Below are 25,845 nucleotides of genomic sequence, written 5' to 3'. Positions count from 1 at the left end.
CGATGGCCGTCACGGCAATGAGCCCCGAACGTCACGACACCGTGGCCCTGAGCTGGACCAAGGCGGCCATTGCCGACTGCCTGGGCCAGGCACGCCAGGCGCTGGAGCGCTTTTCCAGCGAACCGGACGACCCGGCATTGCTGGGGTTCTTCGTCGATAACCTGCATCAGGTCCAGGGCTGCCTGACCCTGCTCGAGCTCAAGGGGGCAGCGCGCCTGGCCGAGGAGCTTGAGCTGCTCGGGCGGGCGATCTTCGACGGCCAGGTCAGCCCGCGTGGCGACTGCCTGGGAGCGCTGTTCCGCGGCCTCGAGCAATTGCCGCCCTATCTCGAGCGCTTACGCGGCGCCCGCCACGACCTGCCGCTGGTGGTGTTGCCACTGCTCAACCAGCTGCGCCTGTGCCGCGCTGCAGAGCCCCTGGCCCACGACAGCCTGATGGGCGAAGCGGCGCAGCGCCTGGCCGGCGCCAACGACCTGGCCAACCTCGACCTGTCGCTGGGCAACTGGCGCGACCAGTTGCAGGCCGGTCAGGGTCGCGATGCCCTGCGTTCGGTGATCACCGCCCTGTGCGACGACCTGGTGCGGATCAAGGAGCGGCTCGACCAGTTCGTGCGCGGCGATCGCGAACAGAGCGAGCAGCTCGATGTGCTGGTGGCGCCGCTGCGTCATGTCGCCGATACCTTGGCCGTGCTGGGCTTCCAGCAGCCGCGCCGGGTCATCATCGACCAGGTGCTTGCCTTGCAGGCCCTGGCCGGCGGTGAGCGGGCAATCGACGATGCCGTGTTGATGGATGTCGCCGGTGCCCTGCTGTACGTCGAGGCGACGCTCAACGGCATGGTCGGTGGCCTCGCCGAGGGCCTGGACAGCGGCATGCCTGGTTCGGATGTGACCGAGGTTCGCCAGCGTGTGTTCGAAGAGTCGCTGTCGGTGTTGCAGCAAGCCAAGGACCTGATCGGCGATTGCCTGGAGTCCGGCTGGCCGCGTCAGCGCCTGCAGCCATTGCCCGGCCTGTTGCAACAGGTGCGCGGGGCGCTGGCGATGCTGATGCTGCCGGCGGCGTCCGAGGTGTTCGGCGTGGCTGGCGACTATGTGCAGGGCTGGCTGTCGCACCTTGAACAGGAACCACCCGAGCAGGAACTGACCCACCTGGCCGAGGCCCTCAGTGCGGTGGAGTGCTACCTGCAATGGCGTGTCGCCGACCCGCTGGCCGATGCCCAGCGCTTCCTCGACATGGCCTGCGCGAGCCTGGCTGCGCTGGGGCTGCGTTGCAGCCATGAACAGCAACCGGTGATTTCGCCGGCACTGGATGACGGCATCGACGACGAGCTGCGTGAAGTCTTCCTCGAAGAGACTGGCGAGCTGTTGCCGGAGATCGAGCGCCAGTGGTTGCGCTGGCGTGCCGACAACCAGCAGCGCGGAGCGTTGATCGAGCTGCGCCGCGCCTTGCACACGCTCAAGGGCAGCGGCCGCATGGTGCACGCCGATGCCGTGGCCGAACTGGCCTGGGGCGCGGAACACCTGCTCAATCGGGTCCTCGAAGGGCGCATCGTCCTCAGCGGCGAGGGTGCCGTGGCCTTGCAGCAAGCCTTCGTGCACCTGCCCGACCTGCTCGCCGACTTCGCCGCCGGCCAGATGCCCCGGCTGGCCGATGTCGAGCAGCTCAGCGGCCACCTGCATGCGCTGGCGGTCAACGACAACGGCCCGACCCGCGACAGTGACGGGCTCGACCCGCACCTGCTGGAGATCTTCCGCAACGAGGCCCAAGGGCACCTGGCCAGCCTCGACGCTTTCCTCGAGGCCGCCGCTGGCCAGGACACGCCGGTCAGCGACAGCCTGCAGCGCGCGCTGCACACCCTCAAAGGCAGCGCGGCCATGGCCGGGGTCATGCCGATCGCCGAACTGGCCACCGCCTTCGACCGTCTGGCGCGTGAATACAAGGCGCACCAGCTGCTGCTGGAAGTGGCCGATATCGAATGGCTGGAGGCAGCGCGCAGCCTGTTCCACCTGGGGCTGGCACAACTCGAGCGCGCACCGCTGGCACCGATTCCCGGCGCAGCGGCGCTGATCGAGCAGGTCGGCGAAGCGGTGGATGCCCGGCTTTCGGTGTTGCAGAGCGATCCGCAGCACTCCCGGCGCAGCCGCCGCGATCCGCAACTGATCGCCAGCTTCCTGGTCCAGGCCATGGACATCCTGCTCGATGCCGAGTCCCTGCTGTCGCGCTGGCAGGAGCAACCCCGCGGGCGCCAGGAGCTCGAGACCCTGCTGGATGAGCTGACTACCCTGGCCCACGGCGCGCACCTGGCCGACTTCTGGCAGATGGACGAACTCTGCGAAGCACTGCTCGACCTGTACGGGGCGGTGGAGGAAGGCAGCCTGGTCGCCGACGGGCGTTTCTTCGCCCAGGCGCGGCAAGCCCACGAAGCGTTGCTCGACATGCTTGATGAAATCGCTGCCGGGCAGGAAGTCACCCCCCGCAGCGACTGCCTCGACGCCCTGCGCGAGGTGCTCGACGGGGCGTTGGATCCGGCGGCGACCGGGCTGGTCGGCGAGCAGGGTGTGACGCCGCTGGCGGCCGCCCTGGACCTGCCCGAACCTGAGGTGGTGCAGCTGTTCCTCGAAGAGGCGGGCGATATTCTCGACAGCGCCGGCCAGGCCCTGCGCCAGTGGTGGCAGGAGCCGGAGGCGCTGTCGGCGCTGTCTGCGCTGCAACAGGACGTGCAGACGCTGCGCGGCGGGGCGCAAATGGCGGCGATCGGTCCCATCGAGGTGCTGGCGCAGGAGTTGGCACTGCTCTACGAGAGCCTGGTGGACCGTCGGCTCGCCGCCAGCGGTGCGTTGTTCGATTTGCTGCAGCGCAGCCACGCGGCCTTGGGCCAGATGCTCGAAAGCCTGCGCCAGGGCCAGGTGCCGGCTTCGGCAGTGGGACTGCTGGGTGAGTTGCGCGAGTTCCGCCATGCGCCTGCGCCTGCCGTGCCCGGCGAGCTTGCGGTCGACGGCGATGAAGCGCCGGGCGACAAGGAGCTGCTGGAAGTCTTCCTCGAAGAAAGCTCCGACATCGTCGAAAGTGCGGGGGCGGCGTTGGCGCGCTGGCAAGCCGACCCACGCAGCAGTGTCGAGGTGGAAAACCTGCTGCGCGACCTGCACACCCTCAAGGGCGGCGCGCGCATGGTCGAGATCGCCGCCATCGGCGATCTCGCCCACGAGCTGGAATTCCTTTACGAACTGCTCGCTGCCGGCCGCTTGCCGCCGACTCCTGCGCTGTTCAGCCTGCTGCAGAACTGCCACGACCGTCTTGCCCACATGCTCGACGCCGTGCGCCTGGGCCAGCCGCTGCATGCGGCGACGGCGCTGATCGACTATATCCGCAATTTCTCCAGCGCCGCCCTGACCGACAGCGCTGCAGGCCAGGCCCAGGTGGAGGCTGCACCGGCCGAGACACCCGCTGCTGCGCCGGAGCGCACCCCGGGTGACATGGTCAAGGTCGACGCCGAGCTGCTCGACGACCTGGGCAACCTGGCCAGTGAGCACGCGATCATCCGCGGGCGTATCGAACAGCAGGTCAACGACGCGCAATTCGCCCTGAGCGAAATGGAAACCACCCTGGAGCGCATGCGCGACCAGTTGCTGCGCCTGGACAACGAGACCCAGGGGCGGATGTCCAGCCGCTGGCAGGCCGAGGGCGATGCCTACGACGATTTCGACCCGCTGGAAATGGATCGCCACTCGCAATTGCAGCAACTGTCGCGGGCGCTGTTCGAGTCCGCCTCGGACCTGCTCGACCTCAAGGAGACCCTGACCCTGCGCGCCCAGGAGGCGCATGGCCTGCTGCAGCAGCAGGCGCGGGTCAACAGCCAGTTGCAGGAGGGCCTGACCGCCACCCTGATGGTGCCCTTCGAGCGCCTGGTGCCGCGTTTGCAGCGTGTGGTGCGGCAGGTGGCGAGCGAGTTGGGCAAGCAGGTCGAGCTGGTGGTCGGTAACGCCGAGGGCGAACTGGACCGCAGCGTCCTCGAACGCATGGTCGCGCCGCTGGAGCACATGCTGCGCAACGCCGTCGACCACGGCCTGGAGCCACGCGAGGCGCGCCTGGCGGCGGGCAAGCCGGAGCAGGGCACCATCCACCTGAACCTGCTTCACGAAGGCGCCGACATCGTCATCGAGATGAGCGACGACGGCGCCGGGGTGCCGCTGGAGGCGGTGCGCAAGAAGGCCATCAAGCGCGGCCTGCTGGCGCCGCAGGCGCAGCTCAGCGATCACGAGATCCTGCAGTTCATCCTGCGACCGGGCTTTTCAACGGCAGAGAAGATCACCCAGATCTCCGGTCGTGGCCTGGGCATGGATGTGGTGCATGAGGAGGTCAAGCAGCTGGGCGGCTCGATGAGCATCGAGTCCAGCCCCGGCAAGGGCGCGCGCTTCCTGATCCGCCTGCCGTTCACGGTGTCGCTCAACCGGGCGCTGATGGTGCATCTGGGCGAGGAGCAGTATGCGATTCCGCTCAACACCATCGAAGGCATCGTCCGCGTACCGCCGGCGGAGCTCGAGGCCTGCTACCAGCTGGACCCGCCGCGCTATCGCTACGCCGGCCACGAATACGACCTGCGTTACCTGGGCGAGCTGCTGCAGGATGTCGCCCGTCCAAGGCTGCTGGGGCAGAGCCTGCCATTGCCGGTGCTGCTGGTGCATGCCCAGGAGCAGTCGTTCGCGATCCAGGCCGATGGCCTGTCGCCGAGCCGCGAGATCGTGGTCAAGAGCCTCGGGCCGCAGTTCGCCGCAGTACCGGGGCTGTCGGGCGCGACCTTGCTCGGTGATGGGCGGGTGGTGCTGATTCTCGATCTGCTCGGCCAGTTGCGCGGCCAGCAGCGTCGTCTGGCGCGGTTGCCGGTGGCCGAAGGCGAGCGGCGCCAGCTGTTCGGCCCGGCGCCGCGACGCCCGCTGCTGGTGATGGTGGTGGACGACTCGGTCACCGTGCGCAAGGTCACCAGCCGCCTTCTGGAGCGCCACGGCATGAGCGTGCTGACCGCCAAGGACGGCGTCGATGCCATGGCGCTGCTCGAGGAGCATCGCCCGGATGTGCTGCTGCTGGATATCGAGATGCCGCGCATGGACGGTTTCGAGGTGGCGACGCGCATTCGTCGCGACAGCCGCCTGCAGGCGTTGCCGATCATCATGATCACCTCGCGTACCGGGCAGAAGCACCGCGACCGGGCCATGGCCATCGGCGTCAACGACTACCTCGGCAAGCCCTACCAGGAATCGCTCCTGCTGCAGAGCATCGCCCACTGGAGCCAGTCCCATGCTTGAACATATCGCCGGTCAGCGCAGCAGCCTCACCGGCCTGTTGCTGCCCCTGGGCGACCGCACCCTGGTGCTGCCCAATGTTGCCGTCGCCGAGCTGATCGGTGAACGTGCGTTCGTCTGCGAGCGGCACGAACCGGTGTGGCACATGGGCTGGATCGACTGGCGCCAGCAGCGCCTGCCGCTGATCGGCTTCGAGGCGGCCTGCGGCGGCGAGACACCGTGCGGCGAGCGCGCGCGGATCGTCGTGCTCAACGCACTGGGCGATACCGGGCTGCGTTACCTGGCGCTGCTGCTGCAGGGCATTCCGCGCTCGTGCAAGCTCGACAGCCAGTTGAACTATGTCGACGTGCCGCTGGGGGCGCTGGAGCTGGCGGCGGTACAGGTGGGCGAGCAGGTGGCACGGGTGCCGGACCTGGCCGCGCTGGAGCGGCTGGTGCGTGACGCCGATCTGCAACCTTTGGCGCAGTAGCATGGTGCCGTTGCGGGACAAGCCTGCGATGGAGTCGCCTTTCAGGAACCCATTGATCGTGTGGAGGTCCGAGTCTGCATGTACTACGGTGAACGCTTCAATGCCTGGACCCACCTGGTCGGTGCCGTCCTGGCCTGTATCGGTGCCATCTGGCTGATCGTCGTCGCGGGCCTGCAGGGTGATCCCTGGAAGATCGTCAGCTTCTCCATCTACGGTTTCACCCTGCTGTTGCTCTACAGCATCTCCACCCTCTACCACAGCACGCGCGGCCGAGCGAAGCGGGTCATGCGCAAGCTCGATCATCTGTCCATCTACCTGCTGATCGCCGGCAGCTACACCCCCTTCTGCCTGGTCAGCCTGCGTGGTCCCTGGGGCTGGAGCCTGTTCGGCATCGTCTGGGGGCTGGCGCTGATCGGCATGCTGCAGGAGATCAAGCCGCGCTCCGAGGCGAGGATCCTGTCGATCATCATCTATGCGGTGATGGGCTGGATCGTGCTGGTGGCGGTCAAACCGCTGCTGCACAGCCTCGGCAGTGCCGGCTTCGCCTGGCTGGCGGCAGGCGGGGTGCTGTATACCGTCGGCATCATCTTCTTCGCCTTCGACAGCCGTTTCCGCCACTGGCACGGCATCTGGCACCTGTTCGTCATCGCCGGCAGCCTGATGCACTTTGTCGCGGTCTACTTCTACGTGCTCTAGAAATCGCCCCACAGCTGCTGTGCCACCGACAGCGCCACCACCGGTGCAGTCTCGGTGCGCAGCACGCGAGGGCCGAGGCGGGCGGCGTGGAAGCCGCTGCCCTTGGCCTGCTCGACTTCTGCATCGCTCAAACCACCTTCGGGGCCGATCAGGAAGGCCAGGCGTGCCGGTTTGTCATGGCTGGTCAGCGCCTCGGCCACCGGGTGCAGGACCAGCTTGAGGTCGGCATCGCTGTCTGTCAGCCATTCGGCCAGGGTCACCGGCGGGTGGATCACGGGCAGGGTGGAGCGGCCGCATTGTTCGCAGGCGCTGATCGCCACCTGGCGCCAGTGGGCCAGACGCTTGTCGGCGCGCTCGTCCTTCAGGCGCACTTCGCAGCGCTCACTGACGATCGGGGTGATCTCGTTGACGCCCAGCTCGGTGGCTTTCTGGATCGCCCAGTCCATGCGTTCGCCGCGGGACAGGCCCTGGCCGAGGTGGATGTGCAGCGGCGAGTCGGGTTGGCCGGGCAGGGCCTGGTCGAGGCTGACCCGTACGGATTTCTTGCCCACCTCGAGCAGCTGACCCAGGTATTCCTGGCCGCTGCCATCGAACAGTTGCACGGCGGCGCCGGCGGTCATGCGCAGCACACGGCCGATGTAGTGGGCCTGGGCCTCGGGGAGGTCGTGCTCGCCGAGGGCGAGGGGGGCGTCGATGAAGAAGCGGGAGAGGCGCATGGTTCAGCTCGGGGCAAAGGGTGGAAATGGACCCTGTGGGAGCGGGTTTACCCGCGAATGCGGCGGTGCGGTCACCATCGTATTCGCGGGTAAATCCGCGCTCCCACAGGGTGCGCGTCGGGCTCTGATGCTTAGCCCGGATCGCGGAAGTCGGGATGGAAGTCGGCCGGCACGGCCACGCTGACGCTGTCACGGGTAGCGATATCGATGCCTTCGCTGGCCACTTCGGCGAGGAAGTCGATCTGCTCCGGGGTGATCACGTAGGGTGGCAGGAAATACACCACGCTGCCCAGCGGGCGCAGCAGGGCACCGCGGCCCAGGGCGTGCTCGAAGACTTTCAGGCCGCGGCGTTCCTGCCACGGGTAGGCGACCTTGCCAGCCTTGTCCTTGACCATCTCGATGGCCAGGGCCATGCCGGTCTGGCGCACTTCGGCGACGTTCGGGTGATCGACCAGGTGCGCGGTGGCGCTGGCCATGCGCGCCGACAACGCCTTGTTGGCTTCGATCACCTGGTCCTGCTCGAAGATGTCCAGGGTCGCCAGTGCTGCGGCACAGGCCAGCGGGTTGCCGGTGTAGCTGTGCGAGTGGAGGAAGGCGCGCAGGGTCGGGTAGTCGTCGTAGAAGGCCTGGTACACATCGTCGGTGGTCAGGCAGGCGGCCAGCGGCAGGTAGCCACCGGTCAGGGCCTTGGACAGGCACAGGAAGTCGGGACGGATACCGGCCTGCTCGCAGGCGAACATGGTGCCGGTGCGGCCGAAGCCCACCGCGATTTCGTCGTGGATCAGGTGCACACCGTAGCGGTCGCAGGCTTCGCGCAGCAGCTTGAGGTACACCGGGTGATACATGCGCATGCCGCCAGCGCCCTGGATCAGCGGCTCGACGATGACTGCCGCGATCGTGGCGTGGTGTTCGGCCAGGGTCTGTTCCATGGCCGCGAACAGGTTGCGCGAGTGCTCTTCCCAGCTCATGCCCTCGGGGCGCAGGTAGCAATCGGGGCTGGGCACCTTGATGGTGTCGAGCAGCAGGGCCTTGTACGTCTCGGTGAACAGCGGCACGTCGCCGACCGACATCGCGGCGATGGTTTCGCCGTGGTAGCTGTTGGTCAGGGTGACGAAGCGTTTCTTGGCGCTCTGCCCCTTGTTCTGCCAGTAGTGGAAGCTCATCTTCAGCGCCACTTCGATGCACGACGAGCCGTTGTCGGCGTAGAACACCCGGTCCAGCCCGGCCGGGGTCATGGCTACCAGGCGCTCGGACAGCTCGATCACCGGCTGATGGCTGAAGCCTGCCAGGATCACGTGCTCAAGCTGGTCGACCTGGTCCTTGATGCGCTGGTTGATGCGCGGGTTGGCATGGCCGAACACGTTCACCCACCAGGAGCTGACGGCATCCAGGTAGCGCTTGCCTTCGAAATCTTCGAGCCACACCCCCTCGCCGCGGCGGATCGGGATCAGCGGCAGGCTCTCGTGGTCTTTCATCTGGGTGCAGGGGTGCCACAGGACCTTGAGGTCGCGCTGCATCCACTCTTGATTCAGGCCCATGGGCGGTCTCCTGGCGGGTATGGCTTCTAGGACGGCGTAAGCCTAAGCAAAGGCACCCACAGGAACAACCTTGGATTTCATGGTGGTTTCTGTGGCAGCGGGTTTGTCGGGGCGCCGAACCGCCGCGAAGGGCCTGCCACAGAAACCCGAAGGATTCGAAGCACTTGATGGCTCTGTGCTGGCAGGCTCCCGGCACCTGACGTATTCTTAACGCATCTCTCCCGGGGAATTCCTCCCCGCTTACATTTCGCTTCTGATCCGGAGTTCGCCGACATGGCTGCTGCTTGGGTGCGCCTGTGCGCGTTGGTATTGATTGGTGTCTCCAGCGGTGCCGCGCTGGCGAAGGACAAGACCCCCACGGCTATCGTGGTCGGCGGCGGCCTGGCTGGCCTGACCGCAGCCTACGAGTTGCAGGCCAAGGGCTGGCAGGTCACCCTGCTCGAAGCCAAGGGCGGCATGGGTGGCCGTTCCGGGCTGGCGACCAGCGAGTGGATTGGCAACAACAAGGCGCAACCGGTGCTCAACCAGTACCTGGAGCGCTTCAAGCTCGATACCCTGCCGGCGCCGGAGTTCGTGCGTACCCCAGGCTACCTGATCGACGGTGAGTACTTCAGCGCCGCCGACCTCGCCACCAAGCAGCCAGCCACCGCCGATGCGATCAAGCGCTACGAGAAGACCCTCGACGACCTGGCGCGCTCGATCGACGATCCGCTGAATCCGGCTGCGAACAGCACCTTGTTCGCCCTCGACCAGATCAACGTCTCCAACTGGCTGGACAAGCTGCAGTTGCCAGCTACCGCCCGTCAGTTGATCAACCAGCAGATCCGCACCCGCTACGATGAGCCGTCGCGCCTGTCGCTGCTGTACTTCGCCCAGCAGAGCCGGGTCTACCGCGATGTCGGCGACCGCGACCTGCGCGCGGCGCGCCTGCCGGGCGGCAGCCCGGTCCTGGCCCAGGCCTTCGTCAAGCAGCTCAAGACCATCAAGACCAGTTCGCCGGTCACCGCCATCGTCCAGGACAAGGACGGCGTCACCGTCAAGGTCGGCGCGGTCGGCTATCAGGCCGACTACCTGGTGCTGGCCGTGCCGCTGCGCGCGCTGGCCAGGATCCAGATGACCCCGGGTCTGGACAACCAGCACCTGGCGGCGCTGAAGGGCACCAACTACGGCTGGCGCGACCAGTTGCTGCTCAAGTTCAAGAATCCGGTGTGGGAGAGCCGTTCGCGCATGTCGGGCGAGATCTTCAGCAACGCCGGCCTTGGCATGCTGTGGATCGAGCCGGCGCTCAAGGGCGGGGCCAACGTGGTGATCAACTTGTCCGGTGACAATGCGCGCCTGCTGCAGGCCTTCGGTGACAAGCAGATGGTCGACCAGGTGCTGATTCGCCTGCATGCCTTCTACCCGCAGGCGCGCGGCGCCTTCACCGGGTACGAGGTCAAGCGCTACAGCACCGATGCTGGCACTGGTGGCGCCTACCTGGCCTATGGGCCGGGGCAGATCAGCAAGTACTGGCGCCTGTGGGAGCGGCCGGTGCAGCGTATAGCCTTTGCCGGCGAGCATACCGATGCCCTCTACCCAGGCACCCTGGAGGGCGCGCTGCGCAGCGGTCAGCGGGCGGCTGGGCAGGTCGAGGACCTTGCGGCGGGCAAGTCGTTCGATCCGGTGGTCAAGGCGGCGCCGGTCGCAGCAGCGGCCGGTGCTGCGGCAGTCGGTGCGGCGGCAGCGAAAGACAAGCCGGGCTTCTTCTCGCGGTTGTTCGGTGGCGACGACAAGCCTGCGGCCAAGGCCGAACCGGTGGCCAAGGCCGATGAGCCGGCACAAGCCCCAGCCCCAGCGCCGGTTGCGCCTCCTGTGCCCGCGCCGGTAGCTCCTGCTGCACCCGCCGTGGCCAAGGAAGATCCGCCCAAGGCTGCCAGCAAACCGACCCCGGCCCCGGCCAAGGCCGCTGCCAGCAAGCATGCACCGGCGCACAAGCCGGCCACCAAGCCTGCGAACAAGGCTGAGCCAACCAAGAAAGCCGCTGCCAAGGCTGATCCGGTGAAGAAGAAGCCCGCCGCCGACACCCAGGCCAAGGCGAACTGATCGGCCGGTCTCGGGCAAGCCTTGGCGACATTTCGTCGCTGCGGCTTGCCCGCGCTGGCAAGCGCAGACCTTCCGTCTAGTGTTAATGTTTTCTTAATGGGATAAATTCACAATAAGCTATCGGTTTTTCCGATAATTAAAAGCGGCTTTTTCCGCTTTATTTCGATATTTATCGCGTTATCTTGTGCACAGCTTTCACGGGGAATACGCCTACATGCAACTGCGCAATTCTGCTTCTCGCTATGGTGCGGTCAGCATCGTCCTGCACTGGGGCGTGGCGCTCGTGGTGTTCGGGTTGTTCGGCCTCGGCTTGTGGATGGTAGGTCTCGACTACTATGACCCTTGGCGCAAGGCTGGCCCCGACCTGCACAGGAGCATCGGCCTGATCCTGCTGGCCGTGATGTTGCTGCGCGTACTCTGGCGTTTCATCAGCCCACCTCCACCGGCTCCGGCCAGCCATGGGGCGTTCACCCGCCTGGCCGCTAAGCTGGGGCACCTGGCGCTGTACCTGGGGCTGTTCGCCCTGATGGTTGCCGGCTACCTGATTTCCACCGCCGACGGCGCCGGCATTTCGGTGTTCGGCCTGTTCGAAGTACCAGCACTGGTCAGCAACCTGCCCGATCAGGCGGACACTGCCGGTGTGATCCACCTTTACCTGGCCTGGGGGTTGGTGATCTTCGCCCTCCTGCATGCCCTGGCAGCCTTGAAACACCACTTCATCGACCGTGACGCGACCCTTGCTCGCATGCTGGGCCGCAAAGCTTGACTCTCAACTCAATTGCAAAGGAAGGAAGTTAGGATGTTGAAAAAGACTTTTGCCGCCCTGGCGCTCGGTACCGCACTGATTGGCGCTGGCCAGGCCATGGCCGCCGACTACAAGATCGACAAGGAAGGCCAGCACGCCTTCGTCGACTGGAAGATCAGCCACCTGGGCTATAGCTTCGTCCACGGTACCTTCCGCGATTTCGACGGTTCGTTCACCTGGGACAGCGCCAAGCCTGAAGCCAGCAAGATCAGCGTCGACCTGAAGACTGCCAGCCTGTGGTCGAACCACGCCGAGCGTGACAAGCACATCGCCAGCGCCGACTTCCTGGATGTGAAGAAATATCCGGAAGCCAAGTTCGTCTCCACGGCCGTCAAGTCCACCGGTGACAAGACCGCTGACGTGACTGGCGACCTGACCCTGCACGGCGTGACCAAACCGGTCACCTTCAAGGCCGTGTTCAATGGTGAGGGCAAGGACCCGTGGGGCGGCGAGCGCGCCGGCTTCAACGCCAAGACCACGCTGAACCTGAGCGATTTCGGCATCAAGGGTCCAGGCCCGACTGCCCAGACCCTGGATCTGGACATCAGCCTGGAAGGCGTGAAGCAGAAGTGATTCGCGTCTTCTGAACGAAAGAGGGGGCTGCCAACGCAGCCCCCTCTTTTTTTCTGTCAGCCCTTGCGGGTCAGCAGCGCCGGACGCTCGCCACGTGGGCGGCTCGGCAGGTCGTCCAGTTGCTCGGGCGTCGGGTAACGGTCGAGCTTGGATTCCTTGCGGATGATCACCGGAGCCGATTGCGACTCGCGTGGATTGCGCACGGCAGGTTCCTGGCGGCTGCTGTCCTCGCGACGGGCGCGACCCTGGTTGCCATCGCGTCGTGCGCCACCGCCACCATTGTTGTTGCGTGGGCGCTTCTCGCCTGAGCCCTGGCCACCCTGGCGCTGGCCGCCACCGCCACCACCATTGTTGCTGCGCGGCTGGCCGGAGCCACTGCGCTGGCCTTGGCCTTGGGATTGTCCGCCGTTGCCGCCCGGACGACGGTTGCGGCCCTGGCCCTTGCCGTTCTGGTAGGGGCTGACGTAGTCGGCGCGGTTACCGAAGTTGTCGACGTCATCGTCGAGGAACTCTTCCGGGTCACGGTCAGCGGGCACTTTCGGCGGGTTGCTCTGCGCCTGGCCAGCCTGCTGCTGGCGCGGCTTGCGGTTGTCGCGCGGCTTGCGCGGCTCCTGCTTCTTCTGCTGCGGCTTGTCGCCGCCAGCGTCCTTGTCGGCAGGTTTGTCGGCCGATTGCTGCTTGGCCTTGCCTTTGTCCTTGCCCTTGTCCTTGCGCCCGCCACTGCCTTCCTTGCTGCCGTCAGCACGTTGCTGCTGGTTGCGCCCACCGCGGCCGTTGTTCTGCTGGCGCTCGCGCACCTCAGGCTTTTCAGCCTCTACCTGCGAGGCATCGAAGCCCATCAGGTCGCCATCCGGGATTCTTTGCCTGGTCACCCGCTCGATGCTCTTGAGCAGCTTCTCTTCGTCCGGTGCCACCAGCGAGATGGCTTCACCGGAGCGACCGGCACGGCCGGTGCGGCCGATGCGGTGAACGTAGTCTTCCTCGACGTTGGGCAGTTCGAAGTTGACCACGTGCGGCAACTGGTCGATGTCCAGGCCACGGGCGGCGATGTCGGTGGCGACCAGCACGCGCACGCTGTTGGCCTTGAAGTCGGCCAGCGCCTTGGTACGGGCATTCTGGCTCTTGTTGCCATGGATCGCGGCAGCGGTCAGGCCGTGCTTCTCCAGGTACTCGGCCAGGCGGTTGGCGCCGTGCTTGGTACGGGTGAAGACCAGCACCTGCTCCCAGGCACCGAGGGTGATCAGGTGGGCCAGCAGCGCGCGCTTGTGGCTGGCCGGCAGGCGGTAGACGCGCTGCTCGATACGCTCGACGGTGGTGTTGGGCGGCGTGACCTCGATGCGCTCGGGGTTGTGCAGCAGCTTGTCGGCGAGGTCGGTGATGTCCTTGGAGAAGGTCGCCGAGAACAGCAGGTTCTGGCGCTTGGCCGGCAGGCGTGCCAGCACTTTCTTCACGTCGTGGATGAAGCCCATGTCGAGCATGCGGTCGGCTTCATCGAGGACGAGGATCTCGACCTTCGACAGGTCGACGCTGCCTTGGCCGGCCAGGTCGAGCAGACGGCCCGGGCAGGCGACCAGGACGTCGACGCCCTTGGCCATGGCCTGGACCTGCGGGTTCATGCCGACGCCGCCGAAGATGCAGGCGCTGACGAAGTGCAGGTCGCGGGCGTAGATCTTGAAGCTGTCGTGGACCTGGGCCGCCAGCTCGCGGGTCGGGGTCAGGACCAGTACGCGCGGCTGGCGCGGGCCATGCCGCTGGGATTTGTCGGGGTGACCACCCGGGAACAGGCGCTCGAGGATCGGCAGGGCGAAGCCGCCGGTTTTACCAGTACCTGTCTGCGCGGCGACCATCAGGTCACGGCCTTGCAACACGGCGGGAATGGCCCGCTGTTGCACCGGGGTGGGCTGGGTGTAGCCCGCAGCCTCGATAGCGCGGACAAGTGCCTCGGAGAGACCGAGGGAAGCAAAGGACATGGGCGATCCTGTTCTCGTTTGGGCTGGGCCCTGTGGGATGTTCTGCCTGGCGCGACGGGCATCGAAGGGATGCGATCGCGTCCGGTCCAGCTGGGCTTACACTGCGCATCCTGGAGGCGGCAGGCGGGCACTTGAGCGTGCGTCGCTGCTGGTCGAGATGCCTGTTGCGAGGCCGAGCGTCCGGGCGTGAGCCGGGCGGGAAGGCTCGAGTATAACAGAGCTATCGGCTTGTGCTGCGATCATGCTGCTCAACGGCGTCGAGAAAATCCCCATCGGCCGCTGCATGGCGCGCCAGGAGTTCGGCGTAGGCAGGTTCGGCCTTGAACTGGCGCAGGGTTTCGCTGAAGGCCTGCGCCAGGGCTTCACGCCCTGGTTTGCGTGCCAGGCCGAGAAACTGCGGCTGCTGGCTGATGACCAGTGGCAGTTCCTCGACACGCTGCTCCAGCCCCAATTGCCGGCTCAGGTAGCGGCCGGCGCGACGGTCGGTCACCAGCAGGTCGATGCGACCCAGCACCAGCTTGCCGAAATTGGCTTCGTGGGTCGGGGCATCTTCGCGGTGAAAGGTTGCAGCCGTACTGAACGCCCCGCCATAGCTGTACCCGGGCGAGGCACCGATGGTCAGCCCGGCGAGGTCTTCAATGCGCTGTACGCGGTGGCGCCGCGCGCTGGCCTGGAACAGCACGAAATCGACCGTCGACAAGGGCTCGTCGGCATAGATCAGGTAGGCATCGCGGCCCTCGACGCGAAAGATGTCCATCACGCCGTCGGCCTGGCCCTGCTCGACCATCGCCAGGCAGCGCTTCCAGGGCAGGAACTCCCAGTCCACCTCGATGCCCAGGCGCCTGAACACTTCGCGGGTGATCTCGTAGTCGATGCCTGCGGCACGCCCTTGCTGCTGATGGATGTAGGGCGCCCAGTCGTCACTGACCAGGCGCAGGCGCTCGGCCTGGGCCAGCGGGCTCAGGCAAGCGATCAGCAAGGCACAGGCGAAGCGGGTAAGCATGGACATGGCGCGAGGGTACGCGGTCCATCCGGGGATGGCCAGCAGGCCGGCACTCAGGCCTTGCGCGCCTCGATCAGGTGATCCTCGACGTCCTTGTGCCGGGCACCGAGCGACAATCGCAGGCCGGGCTGGCGCAGGCACTCGCGCAGTTGCTCGGCGCTCATGCCGCCGTGGCGCTGGTTGTGGTTCTCCAGGGCCTTGTCCCACCAGGCCGAGGCGCAGGCACGGTCGAATTCGTTGTCGTAGGGGTAGCAGCCGTAGAGCAACTCGCGCGCGAACTGGCGCTGGCGACCGGGCAAGGTCAGGCTCATGGCCTTGTAGCCGAGGCGGTGCAGGGCGGGTGGTCGGGGCAGGCGATCACTGACCTGGGCGATGTCGGCCAGCGCCGCTTCACCCAGCGGATCGTCGCCGTGCTTGCGCAGCCAGGCCTGGATCTTGGCGCGAAACTGCGCCTTGCGGCTCCAGTAATGGTGGATGACGTCGGTGCAGGTCGCCAGCTCCAGCTTGCGGTAAGCCGCCACCGCCAGGCAGAACTCTTCCAGGGTATAGGCCTCGCGGGCCAGGGGGTAGCACTCGTCCATCAGCGCGATGGACAGCTCCAGCGTTGCGGCGTCCTGCGAGGCAAGGCCGATGACACCGGAGTTGACCAGCGGCATCTGGCAGTCGGCCAGGCCGCGTTGTTGCAGAAGCGTCAGCAGGTTCCTGTACAGCACGCATTTCTGGTTCTCGCCGTAGCGCCCGCCAATGGCATTGCACAGCAGACTCCCAGGCCTGACCCGACGGAACAGCTCGATCGGTGATTGGCGGAAAAAGGTATCGGTATCGATCAGCACGGCCAGCGGGTGCTGTTCGAGCACCTGGCGCAGCAGCACGTGCTTGCTGCGAAAGTGATAGCCGTGCGGCTGGTTCCAGGCCGTGCGCGTGTGTTCATCGAGCAGGTGCACGGTGACCGGCAGCTTGACGTAGGGCTCGGAGTTGTCGGTATGGACCTGGATGTCCATGGCCTCACCCGGCGTCTTGCGCAGGTTGGCCAGGGCGCTGGCGATGCTGAAGCAGGCTTCCTGGTGATAGGTGGCCGGGCCGAAGGCCAGATAGACGAGTTGCGGGGTGTCAGGGTTGCACGGCTGCATCGAGGGAAACCTGGCATCAGCTTGAATGATCAAGGCTCCAATCTACGTTCGGAGCCTTGATCATTTTCTTAAGCTGTTGTTACCAAAAGGTTTCAGCGTGGCAGCTTGAGGTTGTTCCAGATCGCCAGGCTCGGCTCGGCCTGGTTCAGGGTGTAGAAGTGCAGGCCCGGTGCGCCGCCTTGCAGCAGTTCTTCGCACATTTTGCTGATCACTTCCTCGCCGAAGGCCTGGATGCTGGCGGCATCGTCGCCGTAGGCTTCCAGTTGCTTGCGGATCCAGCGTGGGATCTCGGCGCCGCAGGCGTCGGAGAAGCGTGCCAGCTTGCTGTAGTTGGTGATCGGCATGATGCCGGGTACCACGGGGATGTCCACGCCCAGCTTCCGTACACGCTCGACGAAGTAGAAATAGCTGTCGGCGTTGAAGAAGTACTGGGTGATGGCGCTGTCGGCACCGGCCTTGACCTTGTGTACGAAGTTGGCCAGGTCGTCTTCGAAACTGTGCGCTTGTGGGTGCATCTCGGGGTAGGCGGCGACTTCCAGGTGGAAGTGGTCACCGGTCTCCTGGCGGATGAACTCGACCAGGTCGCTGGCGTGGCGCAGTTCGCCACTGGCCATGCCCATGCCGGACGGCAGGTCGCCACGCAGGGCGACGATGCGCTTGATCCCGGCCGCCTTGTATTCGGCGATCAGGGCGCGCAGGTCGGCCTTGCTGTCGCCGACGCACGACAGGTGCGGGGCGGCAGGAACCTTCACCTCGTTCTCCAGCTGCAGCACGGTGTTCAGCGTGCGGTCGCGGGTCGAACCGCCAGCGCCGTAGGTGCAGGAGAAGAAGTCGGGGTTGTAGGTGGCCAGCTGACGGGCGACCGCCATGAGCTTTTCATGGCCGGCGTCGGTCTTGGTCGGGAAGAACTCGAAACTGTAGCGGCGTTCCTGGGACATCGGTCGTTCCTCTGGCAGCGGGCTTCAAGCGCCATGCTGCAAGTAGAAGCCAGATCGGTGATGGCCGATCTGGCTTGGGCGTCGTTCAAGATCCTTGCGCTGCTGCGGCGCGCAATGCGCGCCGCATGCCGCTTAGTAGCGGTAGGCGTGCGGCTTGAACGGGCCTTCGACGGTCACGCCGATGTACTCGGCCTGCTGCGGGGTCAGCTGGGTGACCACGCCGCCGAAGCCGCGGACCATTTCCAGGGCCACTTCTTCGTCGAGCTTCTTCGGCAGCACTTCCACGGTCAGGCGCTCGGCCTTCTTCGCGGCTGGCAGTTCGGCGAACTTCTGCTCGAACAGGAAGATCTGTGCCAGGACCTGGTTGGCGAACGAGCCGTCCATGATGCGGCTCGGGTGGCCGGTGGCGTTGCCCAGGTTGACCAGGCGGCCTTCGGCCAGCAGGATCAGGTAGTCGTCGTTGTGCGGATCGAAGGTGCCGGCGCCGGTGCGGTGGATCTTGTGCACCTGTGGCTTGACCTCTTCCCATGCCCAGTTCTTGCGCATGAAGGCGGTATCGATCTCGTTGTCGAAGTGGCCGATGTTGCACACCACGGCGCGCTTCTTCAGGGCCTTGAGCATGTTGGCGTCGCAGACGTTGACGTTACCGGTGGTGGTGACGATCAGGTCGATGCGGCCCAGCAGGTCGGTGTTGATGCCGGCTTCGGTCCCGGTGTTGATGCCGTCCTTGAACGGCGAGACCACTTCGAAGCCGTCCATGCACGCCTGCATGGCGCAGATCGGGTCGACTTCGGTGACCTTGACGATCATGCCTTCCTGACGCAGGGACTGGGCCGAGCCCTTGCCCACGTCACCGTAGCCGATCACCAGGGCCTGCTTGCCCGACAGCAGGTGGTCGGTGCCGCGCTTGATGGCGTCGTTGAGGCTGTGACGGCAGCCGTACTTGTTGTCGTTCTTGCTCTTGGTGACCGAGTCGTTGACGTTGACTGCCGGGACTTTCAGCTCGCCCTTGGCCAGCATGTCCAGCAGGCGGTGCACGCCGGTGGTGGTCTCTTCGGTCACGCCGTGGATCTTGTCGAGCATGGCCGGGTATTTCTTGTGCAGGATCTCGGTCAGGTCACCGCCGTCGTCCAGGACCATGTTGGCATCCCATGGCTGGCCATCCTTGAGGATGGTCTGCTCGATGCACCACTCGTATTCTTCCTCGGTTTCACCTTTCCAGGCGAACACCGGAACGCCGGCGGCGGCGATGGCTGCAGCGGCCTGGTCCTGGGTCGAGAAGATGTTGCAGGACGACCAGCGCACTTCGGCGCCCAGGGCAACGAGGGTTTCGATCAGCACGGCGGTCTGGATGGTCATGTGGATGCAGCCGATGATCTTTGCGCCCTTGAGCGGTTGCTCGGCTTGATACTTGCGGCGCAGGCCCATCAGCGCGGGCATTTCCGATTCGGCGATGATGACTTCCTTGCGGCCCCAGTCGGCCAGGGAGATGTCGGCGACCTTGAAGTCGGAAAAACCTGCAGGCGTGTTTACAGCGCTCATGAAGAGCCTCCATTCGTAGTGTGCGAATGGGCGCCGTTGTGCGTTGAGCGTCCGCAGCAGCGGACAACGCCCCATCCGAGCCTGACAGGTAGACCTGCTGCAGCGCCCCTCGGACGGGTGGCGGGATGACCACCGCAGCGGGTGGTCATTGGAAAACGGCGAGATTATAGCCGCGCCCGTGTGACACACCCAAGACTTTCTGTCGATTTATCGCGACGATAGTCGATGTTCAATGGAGGCCGACCGGCCGGTCTGCCATCATTGCTGCATGTCAGTCAGGCACGTCAGGAGTTGTAATGAATTTCCACACGCGCAAATGGGTAAAACCCGAAGACCTCAACCCCAACGGTACCCTGTTCGGCGGCAGCCTGCTGCGCTGGATCGACGAGGAAGCGGCGATCTACGCCATTGTCCAGCTGGGCAACCAGCGGGTGGTGACCAAGTACATTTCCGAGATCAACTTCGTCAGCGCTTCGCGCCAGGGCGAGATCATCGAACTGGGCATCACCGCCACCGAGTTCGGCCGCACCTCGATCACCCTGCAGTGTGAAGTGCGCAACAAGATCACCCGCAAGAGCATCCTCACCGTCGACAAGATGGTCTTCGTCAACCTCGGCGAGGATGGCCTGCCGGCCCCGCACGGGCGCACCGAGATCAAGTACATCCAGGATCAGTTCCCGGATTCGGCTGTCGAGTAAGTCGCCGCAGTTCGATTGCCGCTGCGGTCCCTTCGCGGGCAAACCTGCGAAGGGGCCGCACTGTCTTCAAGGCTCGGCGCTGACCCGGCGCACCACCTTGCCGATCGTCAGCCCCTGCACCAGGATCGACGACAGCACCACGATGTAGGTGATCGACAGCAGCAGGTCACGCTCGTCGCCCATAGGCAACGACAGCGCCAGGGCCACCGACACGCCACCGCGCAATCCACCCCAGGTCAGCACCCGCACGGTGCCGCGCGGTACTTCGCGCCAGCGGCGCAGCAGCACGATGGCCGGCGCCACGGTCAGCAGGCGCGAGGCCAGCACCGCGACCGCCAGCACGCCACCGGCCGCCAGGTGCATCCAGTTGAACGGCAGCAGCAACAGCTCCAGGCCGATCAGGGCGAAGAGCAGGGCATTGAGCATGTCGTCGATCAGCTCCCAGAAGCCGTCCATGTAGCGGCGGGTCATGTCGTTCATCGCCAGGTTGCGCCCCAGGTTGCCGATGATCAGGCCGGCTACCACCATCGCGATCGGCGCCGATACGTGCAGTTCGTAGCACATGGCCGAGCCGCCGATCACCAGCGCCAGGGTCAGCATGACCTCGACCTGGTATTGCTCGATGCCTTTGATCATGCGGTAGGTGGCGTAGCCGATCAGGCCGCCGAACACCACGCCGCCGACGGCTTCGCGGGCGAACAGGATGGCCGTGTCGGAAACGCTTGGCGTCTCGCCGAGCTGAATGATGCCCAGCAGCACGGTGAACACCACCACTGCGGTGCCGTCGTTGAACAGCGACTCACCGACGATGGTGGTCTTCAGCGGTTTGGAGGCGTTGGCGGTACGCAGTGCACCGAGCACCGCGATGGGGTCGGTCGGCGAGATCAGCGCGCCGAACAGCAGGCAGTAGATCAGCGGCACGTTCCAGCCGAACATCGCGAATACCCAGTGGGCCAGATAGCCGATCACCACGGTGGCGATCAGTACGCCGATGGTGGCGAGCAGGCCGATCGGCCAGCGGTAGCTGCGCAGGTCGCCGAGGTTGACGTGCAAGGCACCGGCGAACAGCAGGAACGACAGCATCCAGTGCATCAGCAGGTCGTTGAAGTCGATCTGGTTCATCAGGCCTTCGACCCGTTCTTCCAGGCCGGGGAAGCCGATCAGGCTCAGGCCCTGCAGGATCAGGGAGAACAGCAGGGCGGTGACCATCACGCCGATGGCTGGCGGCAGGCCGATGAAGCGGTAGTTCACGTAGGTGAGAAGGGTGGTGAGGCAGATGAACGCGGCAACTAATTCAAGCATCCTGAATCCTGTGGCAGTGGCTTCCAAGTCGTAACCCGAACGGCTCGGGTGGTTGTTTGATGACCTGGGGAGCGATTCGGGACACACCTTATGACCGGAATTCTCGAGAACGTTTCAACAGAGAGGCAAGACGCCGGGATCTGCCGACCTGTTTCCAGGACGATGCAAAACCTTGCAGGAGCGTGTCGTATATAGTTGCCAGGCCCACACCACAAGGAACCCCGCGCGTGCTGGCCACTTCCCTGGTACTGGTCGCTGCCCTGCTGCACGCGACCTGGAACACCCTCATCAAGTTCAGCGGCGAGCGCCTGCTGGTGATCGCCAGCATGGACGCCGTGGCGCTGGTATTCGCGGTCGTGGCCGTGGGGTTCGTCGAACCACCGCCGGCCGCCATCTGGCCCTGGCTGCTGGCCTCGGCGCTGGCCGAGCAGCTCTATCGCTGGCTGCTGATCCAGGCCTACCGGGTCGGTGACCTGGGGCTGGTCTATCCGCTGATGCGAGGGTTGTCGCCGCTGGTGGTGCTGGGGCTGACCCTGGCCTTCGCCGGCGAGTCGCTGAGCGAGCGGCAGATCATCGGCATCCTGCTGATCCCCTGCGGTATGGCGTGCCTGTTGTGGCAGGGCGGCGGCGGTGACCGACTGCCCTGGTCGATGCTGCCGGTGGTGGCGCTGATCGGCCTATGCATCGGCTGCTACACCTGGTTCGACGGCCAGGCGGTGCGCCTGTGGGGAAAGCCTTGGGACTACCTCGTGTGGCTGACCCTGATCAGCGCCTGGCCATTTCCACTGCTGGCAGGCATCGCCCGTCGCGCGCCGTTCGTGCTGTTCTGGCGAACCCAGTGGCGGCTCGGGCTGGCGGTGGGGCTGTGTGTGCTGCTCAGCTACGGCCTGGTGCTCTGGGCCATGCACCTGGGGTCGGTGGCCGAGGCGGCTGCGCTGCGCGAGCTGAGTGTGATTCTGGTCGTGCTGCTGGGCATGCGCTATCTCAAAGAACCTTTTGGCGGGCCGAGACTCCTAGCTTGCGGGCTGGTCCTGGCAGGCATGCTGGTGATGAAGCTCTGACCCTTTCGAACGAGGAGCCTGTCCATGACCGTTGCCCTGTGGTGCATCCTGATCGCCCTGGCATTGCCGCCGCTGTGCGCGTTGATCGCCAAGGTTGCCAGTGGCCGTTTCGGCCTGAGCGACAACCACGACCCGCGCGCCTTCCTCGACACCCTCTCGGGCCTGCCGAGGCGCGCGCATGCAGCCCAGCAGAATGGCTACGAGGCGTTCCCGGCTTTCGCTGCCGCCGTGCTGGTGGCCGATATCGTCGGCAACGCCGAGCAGGTGACCCAGGATGTGCTGGCGGTGATGTACATCACCAGCCGGCTGCTGTACATCATCTGCTATCTGGCGGACTGGGCGGCCCTGCGTTCGCTGGTGTGGTTTGCCGGGCTGGCGTTGATCGTGTCGTTCTTCGTGGTGTCCATCTGAAGCCAGCCGCTGCTCCACAGGGGCTGCCCAGCCTCATAGCACCTTCGGCACTTCGGGCAACGCAGCCCCTTTGGGCCAGAGCATCCAGATCTGGCCCTGCTGCTTCATGTTGCCGGCCAACTCCCCTGCTTCGGGGCCGGTACCCCAGAACAGGTCGGCGCGCACCTCGCCGGTGATCGCACCGCCGGTATCCTGCGCTCCTACCGGGCGCACCACTGGCGTGCCGTCCGGGCGGGTGGTCGAAAGCCACAGCAGGCTGCCCAGCGGAATCACCTTGCGATCGATGGCCACGCTGTAGCCTGCCGTCAGCGGCACGTTGAGCGAGCCGCGCGGACCTTCGTTGCTGTCCGGGCCCTTGGCGAAGAACACGTAGCTGGGGTTGCTGGCCAGCAGCTCCGGCACCCGCTGCGGATTGGCCTGGGCCCAGGCGTGGATGCTGCCCATGGTCACGTCTTCTTTCTTCAGCTGACCCTGATCCACCAGCCAGCGCCCGATCGGACGGTAGGGATGGCCGTTCTGGTCGGCGTAGCCCAGGCGCAGTTGGCGGCCGTCGTCCAGCTGTACGCGGCCCGAGCCCTGGATCTGCAGGAACTGCAGGTCCATCGGGTCGGTCAGCCAGGCCAGCACTGGCGCCTTCGCTCCGTCGCGGTAGATCACTTCGGCGGTGTCATAGGGCTTGAGCACCCGGCCTTCGACACGTCCGCGCAGGCGCTTGCCCTTGAGCTCGGGGTACAGGCCGGCCAGGTCGACGATGACCATGTCGTCAGGTGGTCCATACACCGGCACGCTGGCCTTGGCGGTGCGCGTCAGGCTGCCCGGGTAGACGGGTTCGTAGTAGCCGGTGATCAGGCCGTTGGCGTTGTTTTCAGCCGAACGCAGGCCGTACACCTGCAGGTTCTGCTGCAGGAAGCTGCGCACCTGGGCCGGGTCCGCAGGCACTGCGGCGGCGGCCGTGCAGGTGGCGGCCCACACGGCATCGCGCTTGAGCTTCTCGCAGCCATTGCGCCAGGCCTGGAAGCCTGCGACCAGATCGGTGTCGCTGACGCTCGGCAAGTCCTGCCAGCTCAGGCTGGCGTAGGTGGCGATGGCGTGCGGCTCGGGTTTGGCGCTGTCGCCACCGTTGCAACCAGCCAGCAGGGCCAGGGCCGGAAGCATCCAGGCGGCATGGCGCAGAGCAGATTTCATAAGCGGGGTCCTGTAGCGGGCGAAGATGAATATTCGCCCTTGTTTTTTGTGTGGCTATTGGTCTTTGACTGACGGGCGGCGATACTGGCCAGCCCTTCATGCAGGCCGAAGAGACCGTGATGTTCAAGCGATTGACCGTAATGCTGCTCGCCACCCTTGCCCTGACCGCCTGTGAGCGTGTCGATCCGAACTCGCCGCTGGGCCAGCGCAAGGCGATCTTCAAGCAGATGCTCAACACCAGCGAAGACCTGGGCGGCATGTTGCGTGGGCGCCTGCCGTTCGACGGGGTGAAGTTCGCCGAGGGTGCGGAGAAGCTCGATGCCCTGGCCCATGAGCCCTGGCAGCACTTCCCGCAGGTGCGTGACGAGGGCGACAGCAGTGCCCGGCCTGAAGTCTGGCAGCGCCAGGCACGTTTCCAGGACCTGGCCCGTCAGCTCGAAGGCGTCACCGCCGAGCTGGTCAGTGCCACCCGTCACCCACCCCTGGACGCCGGCGGGTTGAAGGCGCCGATGGACCGCGTCGAGGCGGCGTGCAAGGCCTGTCATACCGAGTTTCGCAATCATTGACGATCTGCAGCGCCTTTCGCAGGAGCGGTCTTGCGCGACACGAGGCCGCTCCTGCAGGGGGCGCCGGCATCAGCGCTCGAGTTCGTCGACCGCTTCCTGCAGTTCCTTCTTGGCGTCGGCGAGCTTTTCCTTGCGCTTGTTGATCTTCTCCGAATCGCCCTTCTTCATGGCCTTGTCGAGGTCCTTGGTGCGCTGGTTCACTTCATGCCGGGCGTCGAGCACCTTCTGCTCGCGCTCCTTGCGCAGGCTGCTGTCGGTGCAGTTGGCCGTGACTTCGCTCAGGGCTTTTTCCAGGCCTGCGACCTGGCCACTGTTGTTGTGCGCGCGGGCTTCGCTGAGCTGGTTTTCGATGGCGCTGCGCTTGGCGGCGCAGCCGGTCAGGCCGGGCTCGGGCTGGGCGGCCTGCAGAGGGCCGGCGGCCAGGCCGAGGGCTGCCAGCAGCGCGAGCAGGGAAACTGATTTCATGAACTAGAGCCTCTTTTCAGGGCGGGGCGGCAAAAAGGGAAATCCTGCCCTGATTTTGCCCATTTGGAAACCGCAATGAACTGATCGTCGGCAAGATGAGGAAAGTACTCACGAAAGCAGTGGGTCAGACAGACTTGCGGTAATTTCCGGAAACGAAAAAGCCCCTGTCGATCTCTCGGCAGGGGCTTGCGTCAGCACCAGTTGCTTACAGGCCGGCAGCGTCGCGCAGGGCGGCGGCGCGGTCGGTGCGCTCCCAGGTGAAGGTGGTGAAGGTGTCGTCACCGACGGTCTTCTGCTGCGGCTCGCGGCCGAAGTGACCGTAGGCGGCCGTCTCCTGGTACATCGGGTGCAGCAGGTCGAGCATGGTGGTAATGGCGTACGGACGCAGGTCGAAGCACTCGCGCACCAGTTGCACGATCTTCTCGTCCGAGACCTTGCCGGTACCGAAGGTGTTGATCGAGATGGAGGTCGGCTGGGCCACGCCGATGGCGTAGGACACCTGGATCTCGCAACGCTCGGCCAGGCCAGCGGCAACGATGTTCTTGGCCACGTAGCGGCCGGCGTAGGCGGCGGAACGGTCGACCTTGGACGGGTCCTTGCCGGAGAACGCGCCGCCACCGTGGCGAGCCATGCCGCCGTAGGAGTCGACGATGATCTTGCGACCGGTCAGGCCGCAGTCGCCCACCGGGCCACCGATGATGAAGTTGCCGGTCGGGTTGATGTGGTACTGGGTACCCTTGTGCAGCAGTTCGGCCGGCAGGGTGTGCTTGACGATCAGCTCCATCACCGCTTCCTGCAGGTCTTTCTGCGACACTTCAGGGTTGTGCTGGGTCGACAGCACCACCGCGTCGATGCCGACCACCTTGCCGTTCTCGTAGCGGCAGGTGACCTGGGACTTGGCGTCCGGGCGCAGCCAGGGCAGCAGCCTGGACTTGCGCGCTTCGGCCTGGCGCTCGACCAGGCGGTGCGAGAAGCAGATCGGCGCCGGCATCAGTACATCGGTCTCGTTGCTGGCGTAGCCGAACATCAGGCCCTGGTCGCCGGCACCCTGGTCTTCAGGCCTGGAGCGATCGACGCCCTGGGCGATGTCCACCGACTGCTTGCCGATGATGTTCATCACGGCGCAGGTGGCACCGTCGAAGCCGACGTCGGAGCTGTTGTAGCCGATGTCGATGATGACCTTGCGCACCAGGTCTTCCAGATCGACCCAGGCCGAGGTGGTGACTTCGCCGGCAATGATGGCCACACCGGTCTTGACCAGGGTTTCACAGGCAACGCGGGCGTACTTGTCCTGGGCGATGATGGCGTCGAGGACGGCATCGGAGATCTGGTCGGCGATCTTGTCCGGATGCCCTTCGGACACGGACTCGGAAGTGAAAAGGGAGTATTCGCTCATCTCGA

21 protein-coding genes and 1 riboswitch are annotated in these 25,845 nt (G+C 65.5%); of the genes, 10 read left to right on the top strand and 11 right to left on the bottom strand.

The genetic code is table 11. The features are described 5' to 3' along the window. The first annotated feature begins 2 nt into the window (after window positions 1-2). The 3 genes from AC1TXO_RS24635 to trhA all read left to right on the top strand — a co-directional run bounded on the left by AC1TXO_RS24635 (window position 3) and on the right by trhA (window position 6,459). Entirely contained in the window at window positions 3-5,297 is a 5,295-nt protein-coding gene (locus AC1TXO_RS24635) for a hybrid sensor histidine kinase/response regulator (RefSeq protein ID WP_486404143.1), read from the top strand. Then, complete coding sequence (locus AC1TXO_RS24630) at window positions 5,290-5,763, top strand: chemotaxis protein CheW (RefSeq protein ID WP_486404142.1); 474 nt, start codon at window positions 5,290-5,292, stop codon at window positions 5,761-5,763. The genes AC1TXO_RS24635 and AC1TXO_RS24630 overlap by 8 nt, the downstream gene beginning before the upstream one ends. A 78-nt stretch (window positions 5,764-5,841) precedes the next feature. Then, the gene (gene trhA, locus AC1TXO_RS24625; RefSeq protein ID WP_486404141.1) at window positions 5,842-6,459 is read left to right on the top strand and encodes a PAQR family membrane homeostasis protein TrhA; all 618 of its coding nucleotides are present in this window, start codon (window positions 5,842-5,844) and stop codon (window positions 6,457-6,459) included. On the opposite strand, the gene AC1TXO_RS24620 is transcribed toward trhA, so the two are convergent. Further along, entirely contained in the window at window positions 6,456-7,175 is a 720-nt protein-coding gene (locus AC1TXO_RS24620) for a 16S rRNA (uracil(1498)-N(3))-methyltransferase (protein WP_486404140.1), read from the bottom strand. The two genes, trhA and AC1TXO_RS24620, sit on opposite strands and share 4 nt — an antisense overlap. A gap of 131 nt (window positions 7,176-7,306) precedes the next feature. After that, window positions 7,307-8,713: an adenosylmethionine--8-amino-7-oxononanoate transaminase gene (locus AC1TXO_RS24615; RefSeq protein ID WP_486404139.1), complete on the bottom strand. Its 1,407-nt coding sequence runs from the start codon at window positions 8,711-8,713 to the stop codon at window positions 7,307-7,309. Window positions 8,714-8,986: 273 nt separating this feature from the next. Between AC1TXO_RS24615 and AC1TXO_RS24610 the strand changes: the two genes are divergently transcribed. The 3 genes from AC1TXO_RS24610 to AC1TXO_RS24600 all read left to right on the top strand — a co-directional run bounded on the left by AC1TXO_RS24610 (window position 8,987) and on the right by AC1TXO_RS24600 (window position 12,173). Then, on the top strand, window positions 8,987-10,795 hold the full coding sequence (locus AC1TXO_RS24610; RefSeq protein ID WP_486404138.1) for a flavin monoamine oxidase family protein: 1,809 nt from the start codon (window positions 8,987-8,989) through the stop codon (window positions 10,793-10,795). Window positions 10,796-11,009: 214 nt separating this feature from the next. Further along, entirely contained in the window at window positions 11,010-11,561 is a 552-nt protein-coding gene (locus tag AC1TXO_RS24605; protein WP_486404137.1) for a cytochrome b, read from the top strand. A 33-nt stretch (window positions 11,562-11,594) separates the two neighbouring features. Then, window positions 11,595-12,173 (top strand): YceI family protein, encoded by a 579-nt coding sequence (locus tag AC1TXO_RS24600; protein WP_486404136.1) that lies wholly within the window; start codon window positions 11,595-11,597, stop codon window positions 12,171-12,173. Between the two features lie 56 nt (window positions 12,174-12,229). On the opposite strand, the gene rhlE2 is transcribed toward AC1TXO_RS24600, so the two are convergent. From rhlE2 to ahcY, 5 genes are all read right to left on the bottom strand, one after another. Then, entirely contained in the window at window positions 12,230-14,143 is a 1,914-nt protein-coding gene (gene rhlE2, locus AC1TXO_RS24595; protein ID WP_486404135.1) for an RNA helicase RhlE2, read from the bottom strand. Window positions 14,144-14,363: 220 nt separating this feature from the next. Continuing rightward, window positions 14,364-15,152 carry a substrate-binding periplasmic protein gene (locus tag AC1TXO_RS24590; protein WP_486404134.1) on the bottom strand — a complete coding sequence of 263 codons (789 nt, stop codon included), beginning with the start codon at window positions 15,150-15,152 and terminating at the stop codon, window positions 14,364-14,366. A gap of 47 nt (window positions 15,153-15,199) precedes the next feature. Then, window positions 15,200-16,276 (bottom strand): hypothetical protein, encoded by a 1,077-nt coding sequence (locus AC1TXO_RS24585; RefSeq protein ID WP_486404133.1) that lies wholly within the window; start codon window positions 16,274-16,276, stop codon window positions 15,200-15,202. Window positions 16,277-16,368: 92 nt separating this feature from the next. Further along, window positions 16,369-17,214 carry a methylenetetrahydrofolate reductase [NAD(P)H] gene (metF, locus tag AC1TXO_RS24580; protein WP_486404132.1) on the bottom strand — a complete coding sequence of 282 codons (846 nt, stop codon included), beginning with the start codon at window positions 17,212-17,214 and terminating at the stop codon, window positions 16,369-16,371. A gap of 132 nt (window positions 17,215-17,346) precedes the next feature. After that, window positions 17,347-18,756: an adenosylhomocysteinase gene (gene ahcY, locus AC1TXO_RS24575; RefSeq protein ID WP_486404131.1), complete on the bottom strand. Its 1,410-nt coding sequence runs from the start codon at window positions 18,754-18,756 to the stop codon at window positions 17,347-17,349. 21 nt (window positions 18,757-18,777) lie between these two features. After that, window positions 18,778-18,873, bottom strand: a riboswitch (S-adenosyl-L-homocysteine riboswitch). 179 nt (window positions 18,874-19,052) lie between these two features. On the opposite strand from ahcY, the gene AC1TXO_RS24570 reads away from it, so the two are divergent. After that, window positions 19,053-19,454, top strand: coding sequence for an acyl-CoA thioesterase (locus AC1TXO_RS24570; protein WP_054894823.1), 402 nt, complete (start codon window positions 19,053-19,055; stop codon window positions 19,452-19,454). A gap of 66 nt (window positions 19,455-19,520) precedes the next feature. Here AC1TXO_RS24570 and AC1TXO_RS24565 read toward each other — a convergent pair whose 3' ends face one another. After that, a complete protein-coding gene (locus AC1TXO_RS24565) occupies window positions 19,521-20,756 on the bottom strand; it encodes a cation:proton antiporter (RefSeq protein WP_486404130.1) in 1,236 nt (411 codons plus the stop codon). A 227-nt stretch (window positions 20,757-20,983) separates the two neighbouring features. On the opposite strand from AC1TXO_RS24565, the gene AC1TXO_RS24560 reads away from it, so the two are divergent. Together AC1TXO_RS24560 and AC1TXO_RS24555 are read left to right on the top strand one after the other, a co-directional pair. After that, the gene (locus AC1TXO_RS24560; RefSeq protein WP_486404129.1) at window positions 20,984-21,817 is read left to right on the top strand and encodes an EamA family transporter; all 834 of its coding nucleotides are present in this window, start codon (window positions 20,984-20,986) and stop codon (window positions 21,815-21,817) included. Between the two features lie 24 nt (window positions 21,818-21,841). Beyond that, window positions 21,842-22,228, top strand: a complete 387-nt coding sequence (locus AC1TXO_RS24555) for an MAPEG family protein (RefSeq protein ID WP_486404128.1) — start codon at window positions 21,842-21,844, stop codon at window positions 22,226-22,228. Between the two features lie 33 nt (window positions 22,229-22,261). Here the strand turns inward: AC1TXO_RS24555 and mltA are convergent, their stop codons facing one another. Next, window positions 22,262-23,413 carry a murein transglycosylase A gene (mltA, locus tag AC1TXO_RS24550; RefSeq protein WP_486404127.1) on the bottom strand — a complete coding sequence of 384 codons (1,152 nt, stop codon included), beginning with the start codon at window positions 23,411-23,413 and terminating at the stop codon, window positions 22,262-22,264. Window positions 23,414-23,532: 119 nt separating this feature from the next. On the opposite strand from mltA, the gene AC1TXO_RS24545 reads away from it, so the two are divergent. Further along, on the top strand, window positions 23,533-23,979 hold the full coding sequence (locus tag AC1TXO_RS24545) for a c-type cytochrome (protein WP_486404126.1): 447 nt from the start codon (window positions 23,533-23,535) through the stop codon (window positions 23,977-23,979). A 69-nt stretch (window positions 23,980-24,048) separates the two neighbouring features. Here the strand turns inward: AC1TXO_RS24545 and AC1TXO_RS24540 are convergent, their stop codons facing one another. Continuing rightward, a complete protein-coding gene (locus AC1TXO_RS24540; protein WP_486404125.1) occupies window positions 24,049-24,444 on the bottom strand; it encodes a DUF1090 domain-containing protein in 396 nt (131 codons plus the stop codon). Window positions 24,445-24,649: 205 nt separating this feature from the next. Next, complete coding sequence (gene metK / locus AC1TXO_RS24535) at window positions 24,650-25,840, bottom strand: methionine adenosyltransferase (RefSeq protein ID WP_486404124.1); 1,191 nt, start codon at window positions 25,838-25,840, stop codon at window positions 24,650-24,652. Window positions 25,841-25,845 lie beyond the last annotated feature (5 nt).

The sequence above is a fragment of the Pseudomonas sp. FA117 genome, assembly GCF_057370475.1.
Note: the sequence above shows the minus strand (reverse complement) of the source record. Positions and strands in the feature narration are given on the sequence as shown.